The 18173-nt window shown below is 61.2% G+C and carries 13 protein-coding genes, 1 tRNA gene and 1 pseudogene; 9 read left to right on the forward strand and 6 right to left on the reverse strand.

Annotated elements, in window-relative coordinates; genetic code table 11:
* Positions 1 to 48 precede the first annotated feature (48 nt).
* The 9 genes from J3R80_RS07085 to J3R80_RS07125 all read left to right on the forward strand — a co-directional run bounded on the left by J3R80_RS07085 (position 49) and on the right by J3R80_RS07125 (position 12950).
* Positions 49 to 651: a response regulator transcription factor gene (locus J3R80_RS07085; protein ID WP_275393264.1), complete on the forward strand. Its 603-nt coding sequence runs from the start codon at positions 49 to 51 to the stop codon at positions 649 to 651.
* Between the two features lie 15 nt (positions 652 to 666).
* Positions 667 to 3744 (forward strand): hypothetical protein, encoded by a 3078-nt coding sequence (locus tag J3R80_RS07090; RefSeq protein WP_275393065.1) that lies wholly within the window; start codon positions 667 to 669, stop codon positions 3742 to 3744.
* 8 nt (positions 3745 to 3752) lie between these two features.
* Complete coding sequence (locus tag J3R80_RS07095; RefSeq protein WP_275393066.1) at positions 3753 to 4802, forward strand: hypothetical protein; 1050 nt, start codon at positions 3753 to 3755, stop codon at positions 4800 to 4802.
* Positions 4802 to 6292, forward strand: coding sequence for a hypothetical protein (locus tag J3R80_RS07100; RefSeq protein ID WP_275393067.1), 1491 nt, complete (start codon positions 4802 to 4804; stop codon positions 6290 to 6292). Before J3R80_RS07095 ends, J3R80_RS07100 begins: the two co-directional genes overlap by 1 nt.
* Before the next feature lie 117 nt (positions 6293 to 6409).
* Positions 6410 to 7615, forward strand: coding sequence for a glycosyltransferase (locus J3R80_RS07105; RefSeq protein ID WP_275393068.1), 1206 nt, complete (start codon positions 6410 to 6412; stop codon positions 7613 to 7615).
* Positions 7616 to 7783: 168 nt separating this feature from the next.
* Positions 7784 to 8665, forward strand: a complete 882-nt coding sequence (locus tag J3R80_RS07110) for a glycosyltransferase (protein ID WP_275393069.1) — start codon at positions 7784 to 7786, stop codon at positions 8663 to 8665.
* Positions 8666 to 8669: 4 nt separating this feature from the next.
* Positions 8670 to 9962, forward strand: a complete 1293-nt coding sequence (locus tag J3R80_RS07115) for a hypothetical protein (RefSeq protein ID WP_275393070.1) — start codon at positions 8670 to 8672, stop codon at positions 9960 to 9962.
* Between the two features lie 24 nt (positions 9963 to 9986).
* A complete protein-coding gene (locus J3R80_RS07120) occupies positions 9987 to 11411 on the forward strand; it encodes a mannose-1-phosphate guanylyltransferase/mannose-6-phosphate isomerase (protein ID WP_275393071.1) in 1425 nt (474 codons plus the stop codon).
* 138 nt (positions 11412 to 11549) lie between these two features.
* Positions 11550 to 12950, forward strand: a complete 1401-nt coding sequence (locus J3R80_RS07125) for a phosphomannomutase (protein ID WP_275393072.1) — start codon at positions 11550 to 11552, stop codon at positions 12948 to 12950.
* A 321-nt stretch (positions 12951 to 13271) separates the two neighbouring features.
* Here the strand turns inward: J3R80_RS07125 and J3R80_RS07130 are convergent.
* The 6 genes and pseudogenes from J3R80_RS07130 to J3R80_RS07155 form a co-directional block, all read right to left on the reverse strand.
* Positions 13272 to 13733: pseudogene (locus J3R80_RS07130) on the reverse strand (transposase); the annotation flags it as partial.
* A 195-nt stretch (positions 13734 to 13928) separates the two neighbouring features.
* Positions 13929 to 14348 carry a hypothetical protein gene (locus tag J3R80_RS07135; RefSeq protein ID WP_275393073.1) on the reverse strand — a complete coding sequence of 140 codons (420 nt, stop codon included), beginning with the start codon at positions 14346 to 14348 and terminating at the stop codon, positions 13929 to 13931.
* Positions 14349 to 14777: 429 nt separating this feature from the next.
* Positions 14778 to 14854, reverse strand: a tRNA-Arg gene (locus J3R80_RS07140).
* 45 nt (positions 14855 to 14899) lie between these two features.
* A complete protein-coding gene (locus tag J3R80_RS07145; RefSeq protein ID WP_275393074.1) occupies positions 14900 to 15940 on the reverse strand; it encodes a LacI family DNA-binding transcriptional regulator in 1041 nt (346 codons plus the stop codon).
* Positions 15941 to 16035: 95 nt separating this feature from the next.
* Positions 16036 to 16815, reverse strand: a complete 780-nt coding sequence (locus J3R80_RS07150) for a 3'(2'),5'-bisphosphate nucleotidase CysQ (protein ID WP_275393075.1) — start codon at positions 16813 to 16815, stop codon at positions 16036 to 16038.
* Entirely contained in the window at positions 16802 to 18148 is a 1347-nt protein-coding gene (locus tag J3R80_RS07155; protein ID WP_275393076.1) for a TldD/PmbA family protein, read from the reverse strand. The genes J3R80_RS07150 and J3R80_RS07155 overlap by 14 nt, the downstream gene beginning before the upstream one ends.
* Positions 18149 to 18173 lie beyond the last annotated feature (25 nt).

Raw genomic sequence — 18173 nt, forward strand, 5'->3', positions numbered from 1 at the left:
AGGGCAAAAGACGACATCGACTATTCTACGGAGGCTCGGGCGGCTCCTATGCGTATATTGATCGCCGACGATCACGACCTTGTCCGCGACACGATCGCAATGTTCCTGGAAGCAGAGGGCATGGCCGAGATCGTGAGTGTGGAAAACCTCGATGCCGCTGTTCAAGCCGCGGATGCCTCAGGCAGTTTCGATCTTGTACTTCTTGACTTCAACATGCCGGGCATGGACGGCCTTCAGGGACTGACTCGTATGAAGGAAGCCAATGACGGCTGTCCGGTTGCAATCCTCTCGGGCACGGCAACGCCGCGGATTGCCAAGGATGCCTTAGCGGCGGGCGCGGCCGGGTTCGTACCGAAGACGCTGGGGGCGAAATCCATGGTCTCGGCGATCCGCTTCATGGTGGCGGGGGAAACCTTCTTGCCTTACGATTTCATGCAGCAGGAAGAAGCGAAAACGGTCGCCAACCTGAGCGAGCGCGAGACCGAGGTGTTGCGCGGCTTGTGCGAAGGCAAGTCTAACAAGGAGATCGCCCGAGACCTCGACCTTCAGGAAGTGACGATCAAGCTTCACGTCAAGACGCTCTGCCGTAAGCTCGATGCCAAGAACCGTACACAAGCGGCCATGATCGCGCGCGACCACAAGCTGCTCTGACTGGCACGCCTCACGATGAGGACCGCAAGCGCATATTCCGGTGATGACCCCACATCGGACGAAAGCGACGGGCTCCGCCTGCTTCTCGTCGCGCTGGCGGCCTGCGTGCTGTTTCATGGCGGTCTTTTGCCGTTCACCCACGGTAACACCTACGACGCCTTCATCCACATGTTCTTTGCGGACAGTTATCACCGCAGTTGGTTCGACCCTTGGGAGCCGCGCTGGTACACTGGATTTGCGACCACCTCCTATCCGCCGGGCAGCCACATGGCGATTGCCACGCTTATGAAGGTGATGCCGCTGCGGGCGGCCTTCGTCGTGGTCCAGACGGTAGCACTTGTCCTTCTGACCATCGGCACATACCGCTTCGCCCGTCTCTGCGTGACCGCGCGTCCTGCGGGATATGCCGCGATCTCGCTGGTGCTGGCTTCGTCGATTTCTGAAACGGTGCATCTTTTCGGGCAGTTGCCGACTACGCTGTCACTCGGGATATTTCTGAACGGCTTGCCTTTCGTATTTCGCTGGATCGTCGAAGGCCGCGTGTTCGACCTTCTTGCCGCTGTTGTTTTCGCAGCCGCCACCACTGCGGCACATCACGTCACGACGATATTCGGAGGGGTGCTTTTCATCCTTCCGCTTGGCCTTCACGCGCTCAGCGCTGTCTCGGCAAGCGAAAGAAAAGGACATTTGAGATTGATCAGGCGTCTCGGCTGGCCGGTGGGGCGCGGTCTGCTGCTTGCCGTCCTTATGCTCGCTGCCATCGTGATCACCGTCTTTCCATACTGGTCCTGGTCGATCAACGATCCGATCACGCAGGTCCCCATTCCGCATGGCAGCCGGGAAAGCTTCATCGCGCGCCCCGATCTCGGCGTCGTGTTCTTCCTTCTGCCCTGGGGCACTGCGCTTCTGGTGCTGCCCTATCTCGTCTACAAGACCGTGACGACGCGGCATTGGCCGCTAGGGATTTCCGTGCTGCTTTGCTTCTTGCTCGGCACCGGCGGCACGACGCCCCTTCCGCGCGCCCTGTTGGGCGGCGCGTTTGACATCCTGACGCTCGACCGCTTCACCTTCTGGGCGACCATCCTGATCCTTCCCTTTACCGGTCTCCTCTTCGAAGGGCTTCTTCACGGACGTGCGGGTGAAACACTTCGTGGGCTGTTCGGGCGGCAGGCGCACCGGATCCTGATTGGCGGATACTTCCTCGCCACAGTCGCCGTCGCGGTCTTCGCAGCGATCCTGCCGTCGATCCAGCCGACGCAGCCGCGCTTCATCGACCCTGCGCCGATCGTGCAGTTTCTGGAGGAGGATGAGCATGATCGCTGGCGCTATCTGACGCTGGGCTTCGGCGATCAGTTCGCCTATCTGTCGGCGCAGACCGAGGCGCTTTCAGTCGACGGCAACTACCACTCTGCGCGCCGCCTGCCGGACATGACGCGCTTTTCGGTCGAGCGCCTGGAGAACGCCAAGTACCTGGGCGTTCCGGGCCTCGGCTCACTCCAGCAGTTCTTGGTGAACGCGGACAGCTACAACCTGAAATACGTGTTCTCGAACGACGACTTCTATGATCCGCTTTTGCATTTCAGCGGTTGGACGCGACTCAACCGGCTTTCGAACGGCGTGACAGTCTGGGAAAAGGCGGATGTGACGCCCTTGCGGTCAATCACGCCCCGGCGCGAAATACCGGCGGTGCACATGGCCATGTGGGCAGTTCTTCCGCCAGCGGCGCTGACCCTGGCCGCTTTGGTGTCGCTGCTGGGTCTCGGACGTCGGCCTACGGTCGATCATGCATTGGAAAGTGACAATGCGTCGCCCCGGTCGCCGCACGTGATTGGTTTGCTGGTGGCTGCGACCATCCTCTCGGTCGTAGGAGGGACCGCCGCCGCGGGCTGGTCGATATACTCGGGGCAGGCCCAACCCGAAACCCCAGAAGAAGTGATCGAAGGCTATTTCGACGATCTCGATTTCCGGCGGTTCGAGGCGGCCTATGCCCGGCTTGATCCGGAGACACGCCCGGATTTCGAGGTGGTAATGTTCAACTGGCGGTGGCGGGGAGGGCTTCTGGCTTCGTATGGCAAGCTCGCCTCAATATCGGTGTCGCCGCGCGATACCTCCGAAACCTTGGGAACATGGGAAGTCACCCTCGAATGGCTTACATCACTGGGCCTTAGAACCGAACGTGTCGAAGTGTCCACAGTCTTCAGGGGCGGCGCCTGGCGCATTGCACCGATGAGCCTTCGCCCGAACCAGACGCCGGCGCGGCTTCAGCGGGGCAATGAGGTGACTTGGAATGTCACGGGGCGGCGCCAGCCTCGGATCGAAACGGATTTGCATCGCGACCGGTTGGATCGCCCGCGTGTGGCCCTTCACGGAATGCGCTTGGTCGAACGCGGCGGGCGTTACAGCCTTGTCGGCGCAGTGACCAACGCGGATGCAGATCCCGCGATGACGAGCCTTTTCGGCGAGCTTTTCGCGGGCGAACTGCGCCAGGCGCGCACCGCCGCCGGTCAAGTGATCGAACAACGTCTATTGCCCGCTGAGACCGCCGGTTTCCGGGTCGATTTCGAAGGTGTCCTTTCGCTGGAGGACGCAGCCGACAGCTTCGATCCGACGCTATTCATCCCTCCCGAGTTCGATGCCCGCCCCGACAATGCACGCATCGAGGCGCGCGCGCTGGTCACTGGATCCGACCTCTACCGTGGCGTCGCCCTGAATGCGGTCCGGGTCACGCCAACCGATGACGGCTCGGTACTGAGCGGGCTGGCCGTAAACACCGGGACCGAGACCGCGACGATCATAAGGGTGATCGCACTTCTCTACGACAAGGGTGGCGCGCCAGTTTGGGCCGAAGCGGGTTATGCCGAAACGAACATCTATCCCGGACAGAGCGCCCCTTTCACAATGAAACTCCCCGCACGGGAGGCCATCACCATCGTCTCCGACCTCGGACTGGCAGACACAGTGGTGAACGGCAGCACACAACAAGCAGACACGGACCTTCCCGAAGCCTCCATCGGGACCATCCCGCTTTCCATCGAAGGTTATTCTGCGCTTCGCCTTCAGGTATCCACCATGACTTTCGATCCCTTGTTTTGAGGTCCGCCATGCTTCGCCTTGCCATTCTGCTCAGCGTCTTCGCGGCACCAGCGACCGCCCAAGACCATGTGTCCGACGCTTTCGGCATCCTGCCCGCCGAAGCCCTGTCAACGGATCGTGCGGCCTGGGCGGGCCTTCGCGACGGTGGCACGTTCGTCATGACAAAAGCCGGCGGGGCCCATGGCCTGTTGATCTTCGTCGGTCCCAAGGCGCTTGTCGCGGGTCGTGACGACGGGCACGCGGTCGCGCTCGCCTTCGACGCGTTCGGCAATCTGGTGCAGGGCGCGCGGGCCGGTTTCTCGCTCGAAGCCAATGGGCTGATTGGTGCCGATGTGCGGGACGGGATCGCCGACGTCCTGTTCTGGCCCGAACCCGTCGCCGGAACCTTCGCGGCCGGGGTTTCTATCGGAGACCTGCAAAGCCCACGCGCGCTGTATCTTGTGACCGCCGATCTTGCGAGCGTCGTTCCGGCAATCGAGCCAGCGGCAAACCTCGAAGCCGAAACGGTTTCGACCTTTTCGTCTGCCGAGTTGCGCGACCGTTACGGTAACCCGGTGGAGGACGGCACGGGGACAACGCTATTGCTAACACATGATGACGGGTCAACAACGCTTCTATCTGCCCCGGTCAGGGAAACGCGGGCGGAAGCGACCGTGCTGGTGCGCGATGTGGCGGCGGGTGGGGCATTGGACCTCACCATCGCCACCGCGTCAGCCTCGGCGGAAGTTGGCTTGGACGCTTTCACCGGCGCTTCCCAGCCTGACATATTGGTCTGGTCAATGGACGACATCGGCGCCATCGGCCTTCGAATCGGCCCCTTGACGACCGGTTCTGGATATCTTCTTACGGACGGTGCACTCGTCGAAGTCGCTGTCACCGCAGGCGGCGAAACGGTCGCGGCGCTTGGCTGGGTTCAGGACGGGTATTTCGAGACGATCCTGCGCCGGCCATCCGGTGTTGCATCCCTCGAGGTTGCCTTCACGACCGCGCTCGGCTCGGAGCAACGGGTTGTCACCGTACGCGATACTGCCCCGGCTACGATCAGAGGGGCAGAGTAATGCGGCTTCTCCTAATCATTGGCACTTTTATCGGTGTCACCGCGTTGGTTCTCTGGGGCGCGGCGCGCGCATTCGAGGCGGCAGAGGCGCAACGCGTGACCTATCGATACATCGCGGCCGCGCTGGCGCCAGTAGACGTAGGTGAACTCTATGTGACCTGGAATGCACCGGACGTGCCTCTCGTCAGGCCATTCACTCAAGCAGACGCCACCGTTATCAGCCGCGCACTTGGCGAAGCGTGGCAAGTGTTAGCTGTCGCTCAGGAAAGCGGAAACCCCAATCTCCTTGCAGACCGTTTCACCGGGATCGCGGCGGAGCGGTCAACGCTTTCGGTCAGGGACGCGACGGCTCACGGGGGGCGCATGATTGTGCTGTCGCAGCGGGCGACACCGATGTTCTACCACAAAGACGGTTCGCTTTTTCAGGCACGGATCGAGATGGTGGTGGCCCGGTATCTCTCGCACAATGGTGCGACGCTTGACGCGATGGAAGTGACGCGGGACACGGGCGTCGCTACCCTTTTGAATGACTCGAACGGCTGGCGCGTGATGTCCTGGGAACGGCGCACGTCGCAGACACTCGACGCGCCGCGCGTCACTTTTGAAGGGAGACTTGCAGGTGTCAATTACTATCCTGCCGAAACGCCGTGGCGCGATTTCTGGCTGGAATTCGATGCGACTGACGTGGCGCGCGATTTCGACCGGATTGCCGGGCTGAACGGCAACGCCGTCCGGATATTTCTCACCCGCGACGCCTTCATCGGCGCGCGTGCTGACGCATCGCTCGACAGTCTGGCACGCCTGCTCGCAGTCGCAGAGGAGAAATCGCTTCGCGTGGTGCCGACCCTTTTTGATCTAAAGCAGGATTATTCCGTCGGGACCTGGGGAGGCGACGCACTTTATCTCTCCCGCGTGCTGCGGGTGCTCGACGCCTCGCCTGCCGTCGCTTTCATCGATCTGAAGAATGAGCCCGATCTGGACTTCGAAGCGCACGGCGAGGCGAAAGTCCTGGCTTGGCTTACGACCATGCTCGGGCTCTCAAGGAGCATTGATGCAAGGATTCCGCTGTCGATCGGCTGGTCCTCTGCCGAAGCCGCAAACGCTCTGATCGAAGATGTCGACGTCGTGACCTATCACGACTATGCGCCCCTCGAGGGCGCGGCGGAACGTCTGGACGCTCTCCGCGCCCTGGCGGACGGCAAGCCCATCTACGTCACCGAGATTGGGGAAAGCTCCTATTCGCTGGTCGCCGGTTTTCCGGGGACGGAGGCGAAACAGGCGAAGAGACTTTCCGAGCGGCTTGACGCGCTACGGGAAGCGGATGGCATCATGGTCTGGACGCTTTACGACTTTCCCAACGTCGATCCCTCTGTAGTTGGCGCTTCACCCTGGGTCAGGCGGCTGCAATCCTCCTTCGGCATACTACGCGTCGATGGCACCGAAAAACCGGGGGCCGCGTCACTCAGAGACGGTTTTGCAGGACGCGGCTGATTACCGGAAGTATAGTCGTGGCTGACCTTTTGCCCCGTGGGTCCTGCCTTTGCGCATTCGCTTCCGGTGCCCGCCCTGGAGTAAGTTGCGGCAACTTTTCACGACCGGAGCTGTCTCATGAAACTCAAACTCGCACTCGTTTCCGCCTTTCCGCCGGGACGGCACAGCCTGAACGAATACGGTCTGCACCTTGCCCGGGAGATGGCGGCGCGGACCGACGTTTCCGAGGTCGTCGTTCTGGCCGACCAACTTACCGAAGAAGCGCCCGAACTGGTGCTCGGCCCGAAAGTTCGGGTTGTGCGGTGCTGGTCGTTCAACAGCGTGACCGCGGGGGTCTCCATTTTGACCGCTCTGAAGCGCGAAGGCGTGGACGCCGCGATCTGGAACGTACAGACCGCGACTTTCGGCGACCGCGAAGCTCCCGCAGCTCTGGGTCTCATGGCCCCCGCCGTCGCCCGCCTACTGGGCACACCGGGCGGCGTGATCGCGCACAACATCCTCGCTGGCATCGACCTCGACAGCACGCAACTGAAAGGCCAGCGCATCCGACAGGCCGTGGTCCGTGCCGCCGGGCCCGTCGTGACGCGCGCGATGCTGGCCGCGACCTATACGACGGTCACGCTCAGAAGCTATGCAGATCACCTGGGCGCGGCCTTTCCAAAGGCGGAAGTGCACCTTGTCCCGCATGGCACCTTCGACACCGACAAACGCGACATGGCTCGGATCGAGAGCCGCGCCCGACGCATCGTGACGATGGGCAAGTTCGGGACGTACAAGCGGCTGGAAACGCTGTTAGCCGCTTTCGACATGCTGCGCAAAGACCCCGCGTTCGCCAACTACGAACTTGTCATCGGCGGTAGCGATCATCCGAACGCAAAAGGCTACATGGCCTCAGTCGAGGCAGCCCGAGCCGACGATCCGGGCGTGAACTTCCACGGCTATGTGGCGGAAGACGACGTGCCTGCATTCTTCGGCAACGCGCGGGTCAGCGTCTTCGACTATTCCGCGACGACAGGCAGCAGCGGCGTCCTTCACCAGACAGCATGCTACGGCGCGGTGCCCGTCTTCCCGGCGATCGGCGATTTTGTCGATGTCTGCCGGGACGAGGGACTGGCCGGGGCGAACTATGCACCCGAGAACGCCTCCGAAATGGCGGGCGCGATGCGCCGTATACTAGGAGACCCTACAGAAGCGAACCGGCTGGCAAAGGCGAACAAGGAAGCGTCGATGGAACTGCCCCTGTCGAAAGTCGTGGAGTTCCATGTCGATCGGCTCAGGCGGGCCATTCGGCCACGGGTCAGACAAGTTCCACAGACGGTATAAGATCACTTCAAGCGGCTATCCTTCGGGATAGCCGCTTCGCCTTTTGGGGCGCGCCCTCCTCCCTTCGAGAACAGTCTATCCTTTTGTATTTCATATCTATTCCTCCGTTGCAGCGACTTATTATCCGAGGTCTGGCAGAACGATTTCAACGAAATGAAAGGTTCTGACATGACCAGCCGCACCACGAACACCGCCACCGTCACAGCCTTCCCGGGCACCGCAGGCACCACACAGCGCACCGCCATCGTTGTGCCTTGCTACAACGAGGCCGACCGCCTCGATCAGGGCGCATTTCTCGCCCATCTTGATGCCTCGCCCACGACAGATTTCATCTTTGTGAATGACGGCAGCCGGGACACCACAGTCGACAGGCTCACAGCACTCCGTGATGCCGCTCCGACCCGTGTGACGGTCGTTGATCTGGCAAAGAACTCGGGCAAGGCCGAGGCGGTTCGGCAGGGGCTGCTCACCGCCGCCGAGAAGGGCGCGGCACTCATCGGCTACTGGGACGCCGACCTGGCGACCCCGCTCGACGCCATCGACGATTTCGCGCGCGTGCTGAACAAGTTCGCAGAGACCCAGGTCGTCTACGGCGCGCGCCGGATGATGCTCGGTCACCGTATCGAACGGACGCTTGGCCGCCGGATCGTCTCGCGCATCTGCGCCACACTAGCGCGTCAGGCTGTCGGGCTTCCCATCGGTGATACGCAATGCGGCGCAAAGATGATGCGGAACACGCGGATCCTGCGCGCTGCCGTCGCTTCGCCTTTCACCGCCGGTTGGCTCTTCGACGTCGAATTCTTCGCCCGGCTTTCCGCCGGAATGACAGAGCGGCGTTTCGCGTTCTACGAGCAACCGCTTGCCGAATGGACCGAAGTGGCCGGGTCGAAGGTTTCAAGCACCGCAATTGTGAAAAGTGGCTTCCGGATGCTTCGCCTTATTGCCGAGCAACGTCTCGGTCTCTCCTTCGGGACCGAAGCGGGTGTCTCGGCGACCGCGACGATCCTCGCCGCGCCGTCCGCAGCAATCCTTCCGGCAAAGGCGGCCTGATCCGATGACTTATCTCTCCGTTCCCCCGGCACCAGGCTTTCGGGCCGTTGCGGCAATCGTAGCGACGCCCGCCGTCCTTGTGTTCCTCTCGTCGAATTTCGTCAATGTCGGCAACCTTGCCTTCAACATGATTTTCAGCCGCCTGATGGGACCGGAGATGTTCGGAGTGCTTGCGTTTTTGCTGACGATCACGCTCGCACTCTTCGGTGTCCTCGGCACCGTTCAGATGTCGGTCAGTCAACTGGTTGCCTCGTCCTCAGAAGATGAGCGTCCGTTTGTCAGGCTGGCGTTGTCGCGCATCAACCGCATCCTGGTTATGGGGGCGCTGGTCATTGGAGCCATACTCACGGGATGCTTTCTTGCCGGTGAGGCGGTTGATGCGCGGCTTCTTTCGGTCGAGCCGCATCTCCTCGTTCTATTGCTGGCGGCAGTACCGTTCGGCGCGTCGATGAGCGTCCTGCGCGGCATCGCATTCGGCGACATGGACACAGGTCGGATCGTCCTTTCTGCGAATGTCGAGATGGGCGTCCGTCTGGCTGGCGCACTTCTTGCTTGGAGCCTCGGGTTCGGACTGGAGGGAGTTGTCGTTGCGATCAGCCTGTCGATCGTTGCGGGCTGGGCCGTGCTGACAGGCCTTATGCAGCCGAAGGTGGGCGGGATCGATGTTTCCCCAGTGGCAATGACGGTCGCCGTCACCGCGATTCCGTTCGCCATCCTGCAGGTCACGCAAGTCGCGGCGCTGGATGGTGACATCTTCCTTGCCAAAGCGCTTCTTTCTGACGTCGAAGCCGGGTACGTCGCTGCACTGTCACTCTTTCAGCGCATCCAGTTTTTCGCCTGCTTCGCATTGGCAAGTGTGCTTGTGCCGCAGGTCGTGCGCGTAGCAAAGGAAGACGGCAGGGTGGTTCGCTGTGCCCTGCCTGTCTATGCGCTCTTCGGTGCCGTGAGCGTGATCGTCATTTGTGCGGCACTGGTCGCGCCTGGCACGCTTGTCACTCTTCTGGCCGGTGGGGCCTATGGTCCTGCGGCCAGTTCACTGCTTCTCGCGGTACTCGCTGCGGCGCTTTTCACCTTCAACTACTTGACGGCCACACTTCTCATCGCGGTCGGCGACCGGAGCGGCCTATACCTGATCGCCGGCGGCGCGCTTCTTCAAGTCGCTGTCATGTTCTGGGCGGACCCAACCAGCTTCGGTGCTCTTTTGGCGATCAAGGCAGCTGTGCAGGCCGTCACCGCAACACTTATCCTCCTTCGCGCGTTGTTCCTGCTCCGCACCTCCACTCAACATGTAAATTAACCCGTATCCCGAAAGGACTTTACCATGTCGACCTCCCCGATCCATCCTGTCATCCTCTGTGGTGGCAACGGCACCCGCCTCTGGCCAGTCAGCCGCAAATCCATGCCCAAGCAGTTCGCGCGGCTCAACGGTGAACACAGCCTGCTTCAGCAGACGCTCCTCCGTCTCGAAGACGCGGGCTGCGGAGCGCCTGTTCTGGTGTCCAACGAAGAGCACCGCTTCACTGTTGGCGCACAGGCTGAAGAGATCGGTATCACCGAACGCAACGTCGTCATCGAGCCGGAGGCGCGGAACACCGCCGCCGCTATCTGTGCTGCCGCCGAAGTGATCGCACGCACTGATACACAGGCGCTGATGCTGGTGGCTCCTTCAGATCACGCCATCGGCGATGTGCTGAAATTCTCTGCTGCTATCGCCCAAGGCGCCGAAGCGGCGCGCGAAGGGCACATCGTGACTTTCGGCATCGTTCCCGATCGCGCCGCTACGGGCTACGGATACATCGAACTCGACGGACGAAAGGGTATCTCGGACAGCGCTCAGGACTATCTCCGCTTTGTCGAAAAGCCGGATGCAGCAACTGCCCAAACGATGGTCAAAGAAGGCAATTTTCTGTGGAATGCGGGCATCTTTCTGGCCACGGTCGAGACCTTTCGCGCCGCTTTTGGCAAGCATGCTCCCGATTTGCGCGCTGCCGTGCGCGCCTCGGTCAGGGGCGCGCGGACCGACCTCGACTTTCTCCGGCTCGGCGCGGACTTCGCCAAGGCGCCGTCCATCTCTTTCGATGTCGCCGTGATGGAGAAAGAGGCTGGCAAGGTCGTGCCGATGCAGGCGAACTGGTCCGACCTCGGGTCGTGGAAAAGCCTCTGGTTGCAGGCGCCGCATGACGAGGACGGCGTCGCGACGCGCGGTGCGTGCCATGCGCTCGACTGCAGCGATACCCTTCTCTTCTCGCAGGACAACGGCATCGAACTCGTTGGCATCGGCCTGAAGAACATCGCCGCCGTTGCAACGCGGGACGCGGTTATCGTCACCGACTTGGACGCCAGCCAGTCGGTCTCAAAGATCGTTCCGATGCTACGCGCCGAAGGGTGTCGCCAGGCCGAAACCTTCGCGCGCTGCGAACGCCCGTGGGGCCATTACGAGGCGCTGTCGCTGGGACACCGGTTCCAGGTGAAATCCATCGTCGTGAAACCCGGCGGACAGCTGTCGCTGCAAAGCCACGTCCACCGCTCGGAGCACTGGGTCGTCGTCGAGGGCACCGCTACGGTCACTGTCGGGCGGAAAGAGCAGATCTTGTCGGAGAACGAGTCTGTCTACATCCCGCTCGGCGAGATCCACAGGCTTGCGAACCACGGAAAGGTGCCCTTGCAACTGATCGAGGTTCAAACCGGCGCGTATCTGGGAGAGGATGACATCGTGCGCTACGAAGACATCTACGAGCGTGCCTAAGGTGACGCCTGCTGCGGTCCCTTCTGGGCCGCAGCAAGCCGAAGGTCTGCGAACGCTGGATGGCCGACAATCATGCCAAACCCAGTGCACTGCGCGAGAAATCCAAGACCTTTCGATAGTTAAACGAGGTGTAAGAAGATGGTGAAATTCGGGACAAGTGGGGTTCGGGGGCTTGTCACGGAGCTGACACCCGAGGTGGTTCAGTGCTATGTCAGAGCCTTCCTCGGCGTTGTTCCCCACTCTGGCGTGCTACTCATCGGGCAGGATTTACGGCCCTCGTCTTCAGATATTGCACGTTCGGTCAGCAACGCGGCGAACGCTCTCGGGCTGAAGGTCCACGATTGCGGGCAAGTCCCGACACCCGCTCTCGCTTTGGCGGCCGAAACTTTGGGCGCTCCGGCCGTCATGGTGACGGGAAGCCATATTCCTGCCGACCGCAACGGTTTGAAATTTTATCGCGCCGACGGAGAAATAACCAAAGACGATGAAGCATTGATCCAGACTGCCTTCGAACAGGACCAGACGCGGGATGTCTCGCCCAAGTATCTCGATGTGTTGCCGCACGACGCGACAGCACCATTTCTGGCGCGCTATGCAGATTTCTTCGGCCCGGAAGCATTGAGAGGTTTGCGGATCGGCGTCTACCAGCACAGTTCTGTTGCCCGCGACCTGCTGATCGACCTCATTCGCGCGCTTGGCGGTAAGGCCGTTCCCCTTGGGTGGTGCGGCACGTTCGTGCCGATCGATACCGAAGCCGTCGATACAGAGACGCGCATGCTTCTGCAGGATTGGGTGCGCGACAACGCCCTCGACGCTCTGGTCTCGACGGATGGCGATGCGGATCGGCCAATGCTCATCAATTCAACCGGCAAGCTCGTTCCCGGTGACATCCTGTCGGTTCTGGCTGCACGGTACATCGGCGCCGAAACGATCGTGACTCCGGTTTCGTCAAATACTGTCGTCGAGGCGACCGGGGCGTTTAGGTCCGTCCGTCGCACCCGGATCGGGTCGCCGTACGTGATCGCGGGCATGTCCGAGGCAGCATCGAACGGCGACAGCCAAATCGCCGGATACGAGGCGAATGGCGGCTTTCTGCTGGGTTTCGAAGCGAATCGGAACGGTCGCACGATCGCGCCGCTGATGACCCGCGACTTCGCGTTGCCGATCCTGGCGGCGCTTGCCGCCGCGAAAGAGGCGAACATGTCGCTCAGCGCGTTCGTCGCTGATCTGCCCGCCCGTTTCGTTGCATCGAACCGCCTTCAGGACGTGCCGAAGAATATCTCGGATAAGCTGGTTGCCGGCCTGCAAGACGGGGCCGACGTTCTGCCCCTCCTCTCGTCCAGAACGATCACAAAGACTGACCCGACCGACGGGATTCGCTTGTATTTCGCAGACGAAAGCATCGTGCACGTCAGACCTTCGGGCAACGCCCCCGAACTGAGATGCTACGTCGAAGCCGGGACAGAAGGCGCCGCGGCTGAACTGCTCAATGACATGCTTCGGCACATGGAGACGTATGTTTCTGGGAAACGAGAATAGGACGCAGATCCCTGGAGCGACGAGCACCGCAATTACATCAATAGCGGCCTCTACCCGCGCTGGATTGAGAACTCTAGCATCGAAGGCAATGGTCTTCCGAGTGTCCGAATGTCGTTGCAAAGTCTCGCAGAAAGCCTTTGCCCATTTCTCAGATTTCGCAAAACATAACTTGAAACCGGGCAAATTAATGCTTCGGGAAACCCGATGCTTGGATACAAGTTCAGAAAATGAAGAAGACAACCAATGGACGCTCTGTGAACATGACCTTTCGTCCAATCTGGATATGCTGTGCAGCAAACCGCACGGTCGCTTTCTCCGCTGACCTTCGGGGCAGATGTACTGATCGTTCTCGGTATCCCATTCGAAGTCGGCGCGGGACCAGGTTCCATCGGTTCTGCCCGCCTTGTCGAACACCGGGATATGTGGGGCGATCTTCTGCTCGACCAACCAGCCGAGCATCGGCCCAGTTCCGTAGGCGGTATCGGCGATCAGCCGTTCGGGATGCAGATCGAACTTCGCCTTCATCCGCCTCAGCATGGTCTTGGTTGATCCGACCTCGGCCTGACGGATCGACCGCGTGGCTTCGACATCGACGATAACGCCATGGTCCGTGTCAATCAGGTAATTGTCGGAATAACTGAAGAACGCGGGGCCCTTGCGTGCTGCCGTCCATTGGCTGGCCGGGTCGGAATGGGAAGTGAACTTCGGCTGCACCTCGCTGGCGGCACTGAATGCGGCCTCATCCAGTGTGTCGAGATACTCGCGCACGGCGCGGGGTGCAGAAGTGCAGCTCGGCCTTCTCGGCCGCCGTGCAGCGGAAGACGAAGGTCTCCGTCAACGGCTCCTTTGCGCGGCGCTTGCCCGCGCCGGTGGGGTTCGAAGGGGAGGCTTGCCGCCCCTCGCAAGGTCCCGTGTCAGAAGCTTCAGCGTATGACATGGGTCGCCTTGCTGTTTGCGCTTCGGTCGGTCCCGTGGTGCTCATGATCTGAGGCCCGCCGCCTGGATTTGCGCCTGTGTCACCAGCTTTGCGGCCAGCAATGCGTTGACCTGGCCCGGGGTGATGTGACGACGAAGCGGATGGCGGTCCGTGACCCAGCCCGCCAAGCCCGCCAGCGCCTCGGCCTGTTTTGCCTTCGTCTCTTCTCGGCTCTTGGCGATGTCCTCGACATAGGCCCGCCACCTGCCGGACCTGAACCAGTTGTCGGAGAAACTGACCTTCGACCGGGTGAAGCCCGCGCCTTCGGTCGCGTAGGCCGTCACGGCCTGCAACAGGTCCTCGACCCCTGTTCCGGCATCCAAGGCCTCCCTGATCCGCCTGAGGCGGTCCGCCTTCCCCCGCACCCGGTCGTGTGGATATGCCGCCAACATCTTCTCAGCTTCGTCATCCTCAGCCGCCACGCGCTCGCGCGTAGGAGGTTTCTGGATGGTTTGGGGGTCGCTGTGGCCCCCGTCTCGATATCGGGTTCTGCGGTCAACTCCAACGCCTCGATCTTGGTAAGATTGATCCGGTAAACGACGGTAAAACCGGTCTTGCACCCACGCGCGCCGGTCTCGACCAGGATGCCTTCTTTCAGGAAGCCTCGGATCGTCCGCTTGACCGTCGTCTCCCCCCAACTCGGTATGCCGTTGGATCGTGCCCTTCGAACACCAGATGCCCGACCCGTCAGCTGATTGGACGGCCCAAATAGGCGCACAGACGTGCTAATTTTGTACAGGTTTTGTACGAGATTTCGGTCGTTTTCGGAGAAATCGGTGGAAAACGAAACGGGCGTTTCTGCACGCTTCCGCACAACGCTTGGCAAATAATCCATATTTTTCAGATGGTTTTGGTGACCCCGGCAGGATTCGAACCTGCAACCTGCCCCTTAGGAGGGGGCTGCTCTATCCAGTTGAGCCACGGGGCCGATTTGGTTGGAATAGTGGTAGCTAACAGGCTTGTCTAGCCAGCTTTACTTGCGTCGGAGCGTATCGCCGGGCTGTATCTTGGGGGTCAGTTCGATGCGCTCCCCACCACCGCTTGCCCCGTCTTCGGCGCTGCGTTCCGCGATGATGCGGGCGGCGGCGCGGCCAATTTCGGAGCGGCAGGCGTCCATCGTGGCAAGTTGGCGGGGCAGGCCGTCCAACAGCTCGACCCCATTGAACCCGGCAAGACCGATCTGCCCGGGCACGCTGATCCCTTGATCCAGACAGTACAGCAAACCGCCCGCGCCGATCATGTCATTGGAATAATACAGAAAATCCATTTCCGGGGAGCGTTTCAGCATCGCTTCGGTCATCTCGCGCCCCTTGGCCAACGCCGATCCGCCCTCATAGAATTCCCGATCGACGATTTCGATGCCTTCTTTGGCCAGTGCTTCGGTGAATCCTTCGAACCGTTTTCGGGCGCGGTGATCCAGCGGCATCTTGGTGCCAAGGAAGCCGATATTGCGATAGCCCGCCTTCAAAATCGCTTTGGCCATCTTTCGGCCTGCCCGTCGGTGCGAAATTCCGACACAGGCGTCGATGGCCTGCCCGTCCGTGTCCATGATTTCGACCACGGGAATTCCGGCGCCCTTCAGCATCGCCTTGGCCGCGTCTGAATGCTCCAACCCGGCGATGATCACCCCAGAGGGACGCCAGGACAGCATCTCGTACAGCACTTTTTCTTCGCGTTCGGGTTTGTAATTGGTGACACCCACGACCGGTTGCAGCGGCGTTTCGTCCAGCACGTCGTTGATGCCGGTCATCACCTCGGGAAACACCATGTTGCTGAGCGACGGGATGATCACGGCGACCAGATTGACCCGCTGAGAGGCCAAGGCACCGGCGATCTTGTTCGGCACATATCCCAGATCTTTGGCGGCTTCCAACACCCGTTCGCGGGTGGCTTGACTGACATCGCCGCGGTTTCGCAACACCCTGCTAACCGTCATTTCGCTGACTCCGGATGCTTCTGAAACGTCACGAAGGGTAAGGGGGCGGCGATTTCGGGAGGGGGCTGTATCGGTCACGAAGGCATCCTTGTAACGAAATGGATGCGCTCATGTTAGCGATAAAGATAATCTTGGCAATGACCTCTTTTCGCTCTGATGTTAGCCTAACATCTTCATGCCAGGCGTGTCATCAGGGCATCGTGAATGAACGCACCGCCAGCGATCATGCCGGACAGCTGGGGCGCGGGATTGTTGAAACGTGCGGGTTGGCGCGTGCGGTCACTGACCGTGCCGCCAGCCTCTTCGACGATAAGACTTCCTGCGGCGACATCCCATTCCCAGGTGGGATGCAAAGTCATCATGGCATCAAACCGACCCTCGCCCACCAAAGACAGGCGATAGGCCAGCGAAGATCGAAACGCGCGCGTGACCGGTGGAACGATCGCATTGATCCAGCGCGACGGAGTGAAGTTGGGTTTCGCGGCTAGAACCGTTGCGCCTTCAAGTTCGGTCCGGGTGCTGACCGCCAAAGGTTGGTGGTTCAGCGTCGCCCCTTCTCCGCGCGCAGCAGCGTAGAGCTTATCGCGCAACGGAAGATAAACCACCGCCACTTCGACCCGGCCATTGCGCGCGATGGCAAGCGAATGCGCCCAAGTGGTGGACCCTTCGATGAACGAGCGTGTTCCGTCGATGGGGTCGACGATGAACACGTGCTCGGCAGACAGCCGTTCTGCACCATCCTCGGTTTCTTCCGACAGCCAGCCATAGTCAGGTCGCGCGGCGGTGAGCTCTTCGCGCAGCATCTGATCCACCGCCAGATCGGCCTCGGTCACGGGGCCTTGTCCGCCGGGTTTGTCCCAGCGATCCGCGACACCATGAAAGTAGCGCGCTGCGATCTTGCCTGCGTCCTGCGCAGCGTCGATCAGCAGGGACAGGTCATCAGTCACCGGCAATGGTCATCCCTTCGACCAACAGGCTTGGAACCATCCGGCTTAGATGCGGCTCGGCGTCGTTGGCGGGCACGATCCGGCGCATCATGTCGCGCAGATTGCTAGCAATTGTGCATTCGTTGACGGGATAGGAAATCTGTCCGTTTTCGATCCAGAAGCCAGATGCGCCGCGCGAATAATCACCGGTTGTCGGGTTGATGGTCGACCCGATCATGGAGGTGACGAGCAGCCCGGTGCCCATCTGCGCAATCAGATCCTCTTTGGACGATTCACCCTGTGTTAGGGTCACATTTGAGATCGACGGAGACGGCGGGGCAGAGGTGCCACGGGACGCGCTGGCGGTGCTTTGCAGCCCCAGCTTGTTCGCGGTTGCGATGTCCAGCGTCCACCCGGTCAAGGTGCCACCGTCGACGATCTTGCGCACCCGCGTGGCAAGACCTTCCCCGTCAAACGGGCGCGAACCTGAAATGCGCGGTCGATGCGGGTCTTCGATCAGGTTAATACCGTCTGGCAAGATCTGTTCCCCCAGCGCGTCGCGCAGCCAGGATGACCCACGCGCGATCATCGCACCGTTCACCGCTGACAGCAAATGCCCGATCAACGAGGATGAAATCCGTTCGTCATAAAGCACCGGATAGGCCCCGGTGGGCGGTTTGCGGGCGCCCGCGCGCTCCACCGTGCGCTGTCCGGCCTTGGTGCCGACCTCAGCCGCCGATGGGAGGTCGGCCTGAAAGCTGCGCATCTCACCAGCATAGTCACGCTCCATCATGGCCCCTTCACCGGTGATGGCAACGGTCGAGATCGCACGATGCGTGCGCCCATAGCCACCGGAAAACCCGTTGCTGGTGGCCAGATGAAACTGGTGGCGTCCATACCCCGCCGAACTGCTGGACACCTGCGACACCCCTTTGACGGCCAGCGCAGCCGCTTCGGCTTCGGCAGCGTCACGCTCAAGATCGGCTGGGTCGGGTTCGGCCGTTGGGTCTTGCAGGTCCAGCCCTGTCAGATCCCAGTCGTGCGCCAGCATTTCAGATGTGGCTTGTGCGATATTGCGGTCTTCTGGCGCTTCCTTGGCCATCGCCACCGCGCGTTCTGCCATGGTTTCGATGGTTTGTGCCGAGATGTCCGACGCCGAAACGCATGCTTGCCGCTGCCCGACCAGAACACGCAGGCCAATGTCGATGCCTTCTGATCGCTCGGCATGTTCCAGTTTGCCGTGCAGCACATCAATCGACACCGAGGTTCCGTCAATCGCCAGCGCATCCGCACCATCCGCCCCGGCTTTGCGGGCGGCATTCAGCAATTGCTGTGTCAGGTCATCAAGCGCGTCGGTCATGTCGGTCCCTTTCCCGGTCGTGTCC

The sequence above is a fragment of the Aliiroseovarius sp. Z3 genome (assembly GCF_029105185.1).
GTDB lineage: Bacteria > Pseudomonadota > Alphaproteobacteria > Rhodobacterales > Rhodobacteraceae > Aliiroseovarius.

Excerpts from the sequence above, each read along its gene's own strand:
- J3R80_RS07085 (WP_275393264.1), top strand. The coding sequence starts at position 49 with ATGCGTATATTGATCGCCGACGATCACGACCTTGTCCGCGACACGATC.
- J3R80_RS07090 (WP_275393065.1), top strand. The coding sequence starts at position 667 with ATGAGGACCGCAAGCGCATATTCCGGTGATGACCCCACATCGGACGAA.
- J3R80_RS07095 (WP_275393066.1), top strand. The coding sequence starts at position 3,753 with ATGCTTCGCCTTGCCATTCTGCTCAGCGTCTTCGCGGCACCAGCGACC.
- J3R80_RS07100 (WP_275393067.1), top strand. The coding sequence starts at position 4,802 with ATGCGGCTTCTCCTAATCATTGGCACTTTTATCGGTGTCACCGCGTTG.
- J3R80_RS07105 (WP_275393068.1), top strand. The coding sequence starts at position 6,410 with ATGAAACTCAAACTCGCACTCGTTTCCGCCTTTCCGCCGGGACGGCAC.
- J3R80_RS07110 (WP_275393069.1), top strand. The coding sequence starts at position 7,784 with ATGACCAGCCGCACCACGAACACCGCCACCGTCACAGCCTTCCCGGGC.
- J3R80_RS07115 (WP_275393070.1), top strand. The coding sequence starts at position 8,670 with ATGACTTATCTCTCCGTTCCCCCGGCACCAGGCTTTCGGGCCGTTGCG.
- J3R80_RS07120 (WP_275393071.1), top strand. The coding sequence starts at position 9,987 with ATGTCGACCTCCCCGATCCATCCTGTCATCCTCTGTGGTGGCAACGGC.
- J3R80_RS07125 (WP_275393072.1), top strand. The coding sequence starts at position 11,550 with ATGGTGAAATTCGGGACAAGTGGGGTTCGGGGGCTTGTCACGGAGCTG.
- J3R80_RS07155 (WP_275393076.1), bottom strand. The coding sequence starts at position 18,148 with ATGACCGACGCGCTTGATGACCTGACACAGCAATTGCTGAATGCCGCC.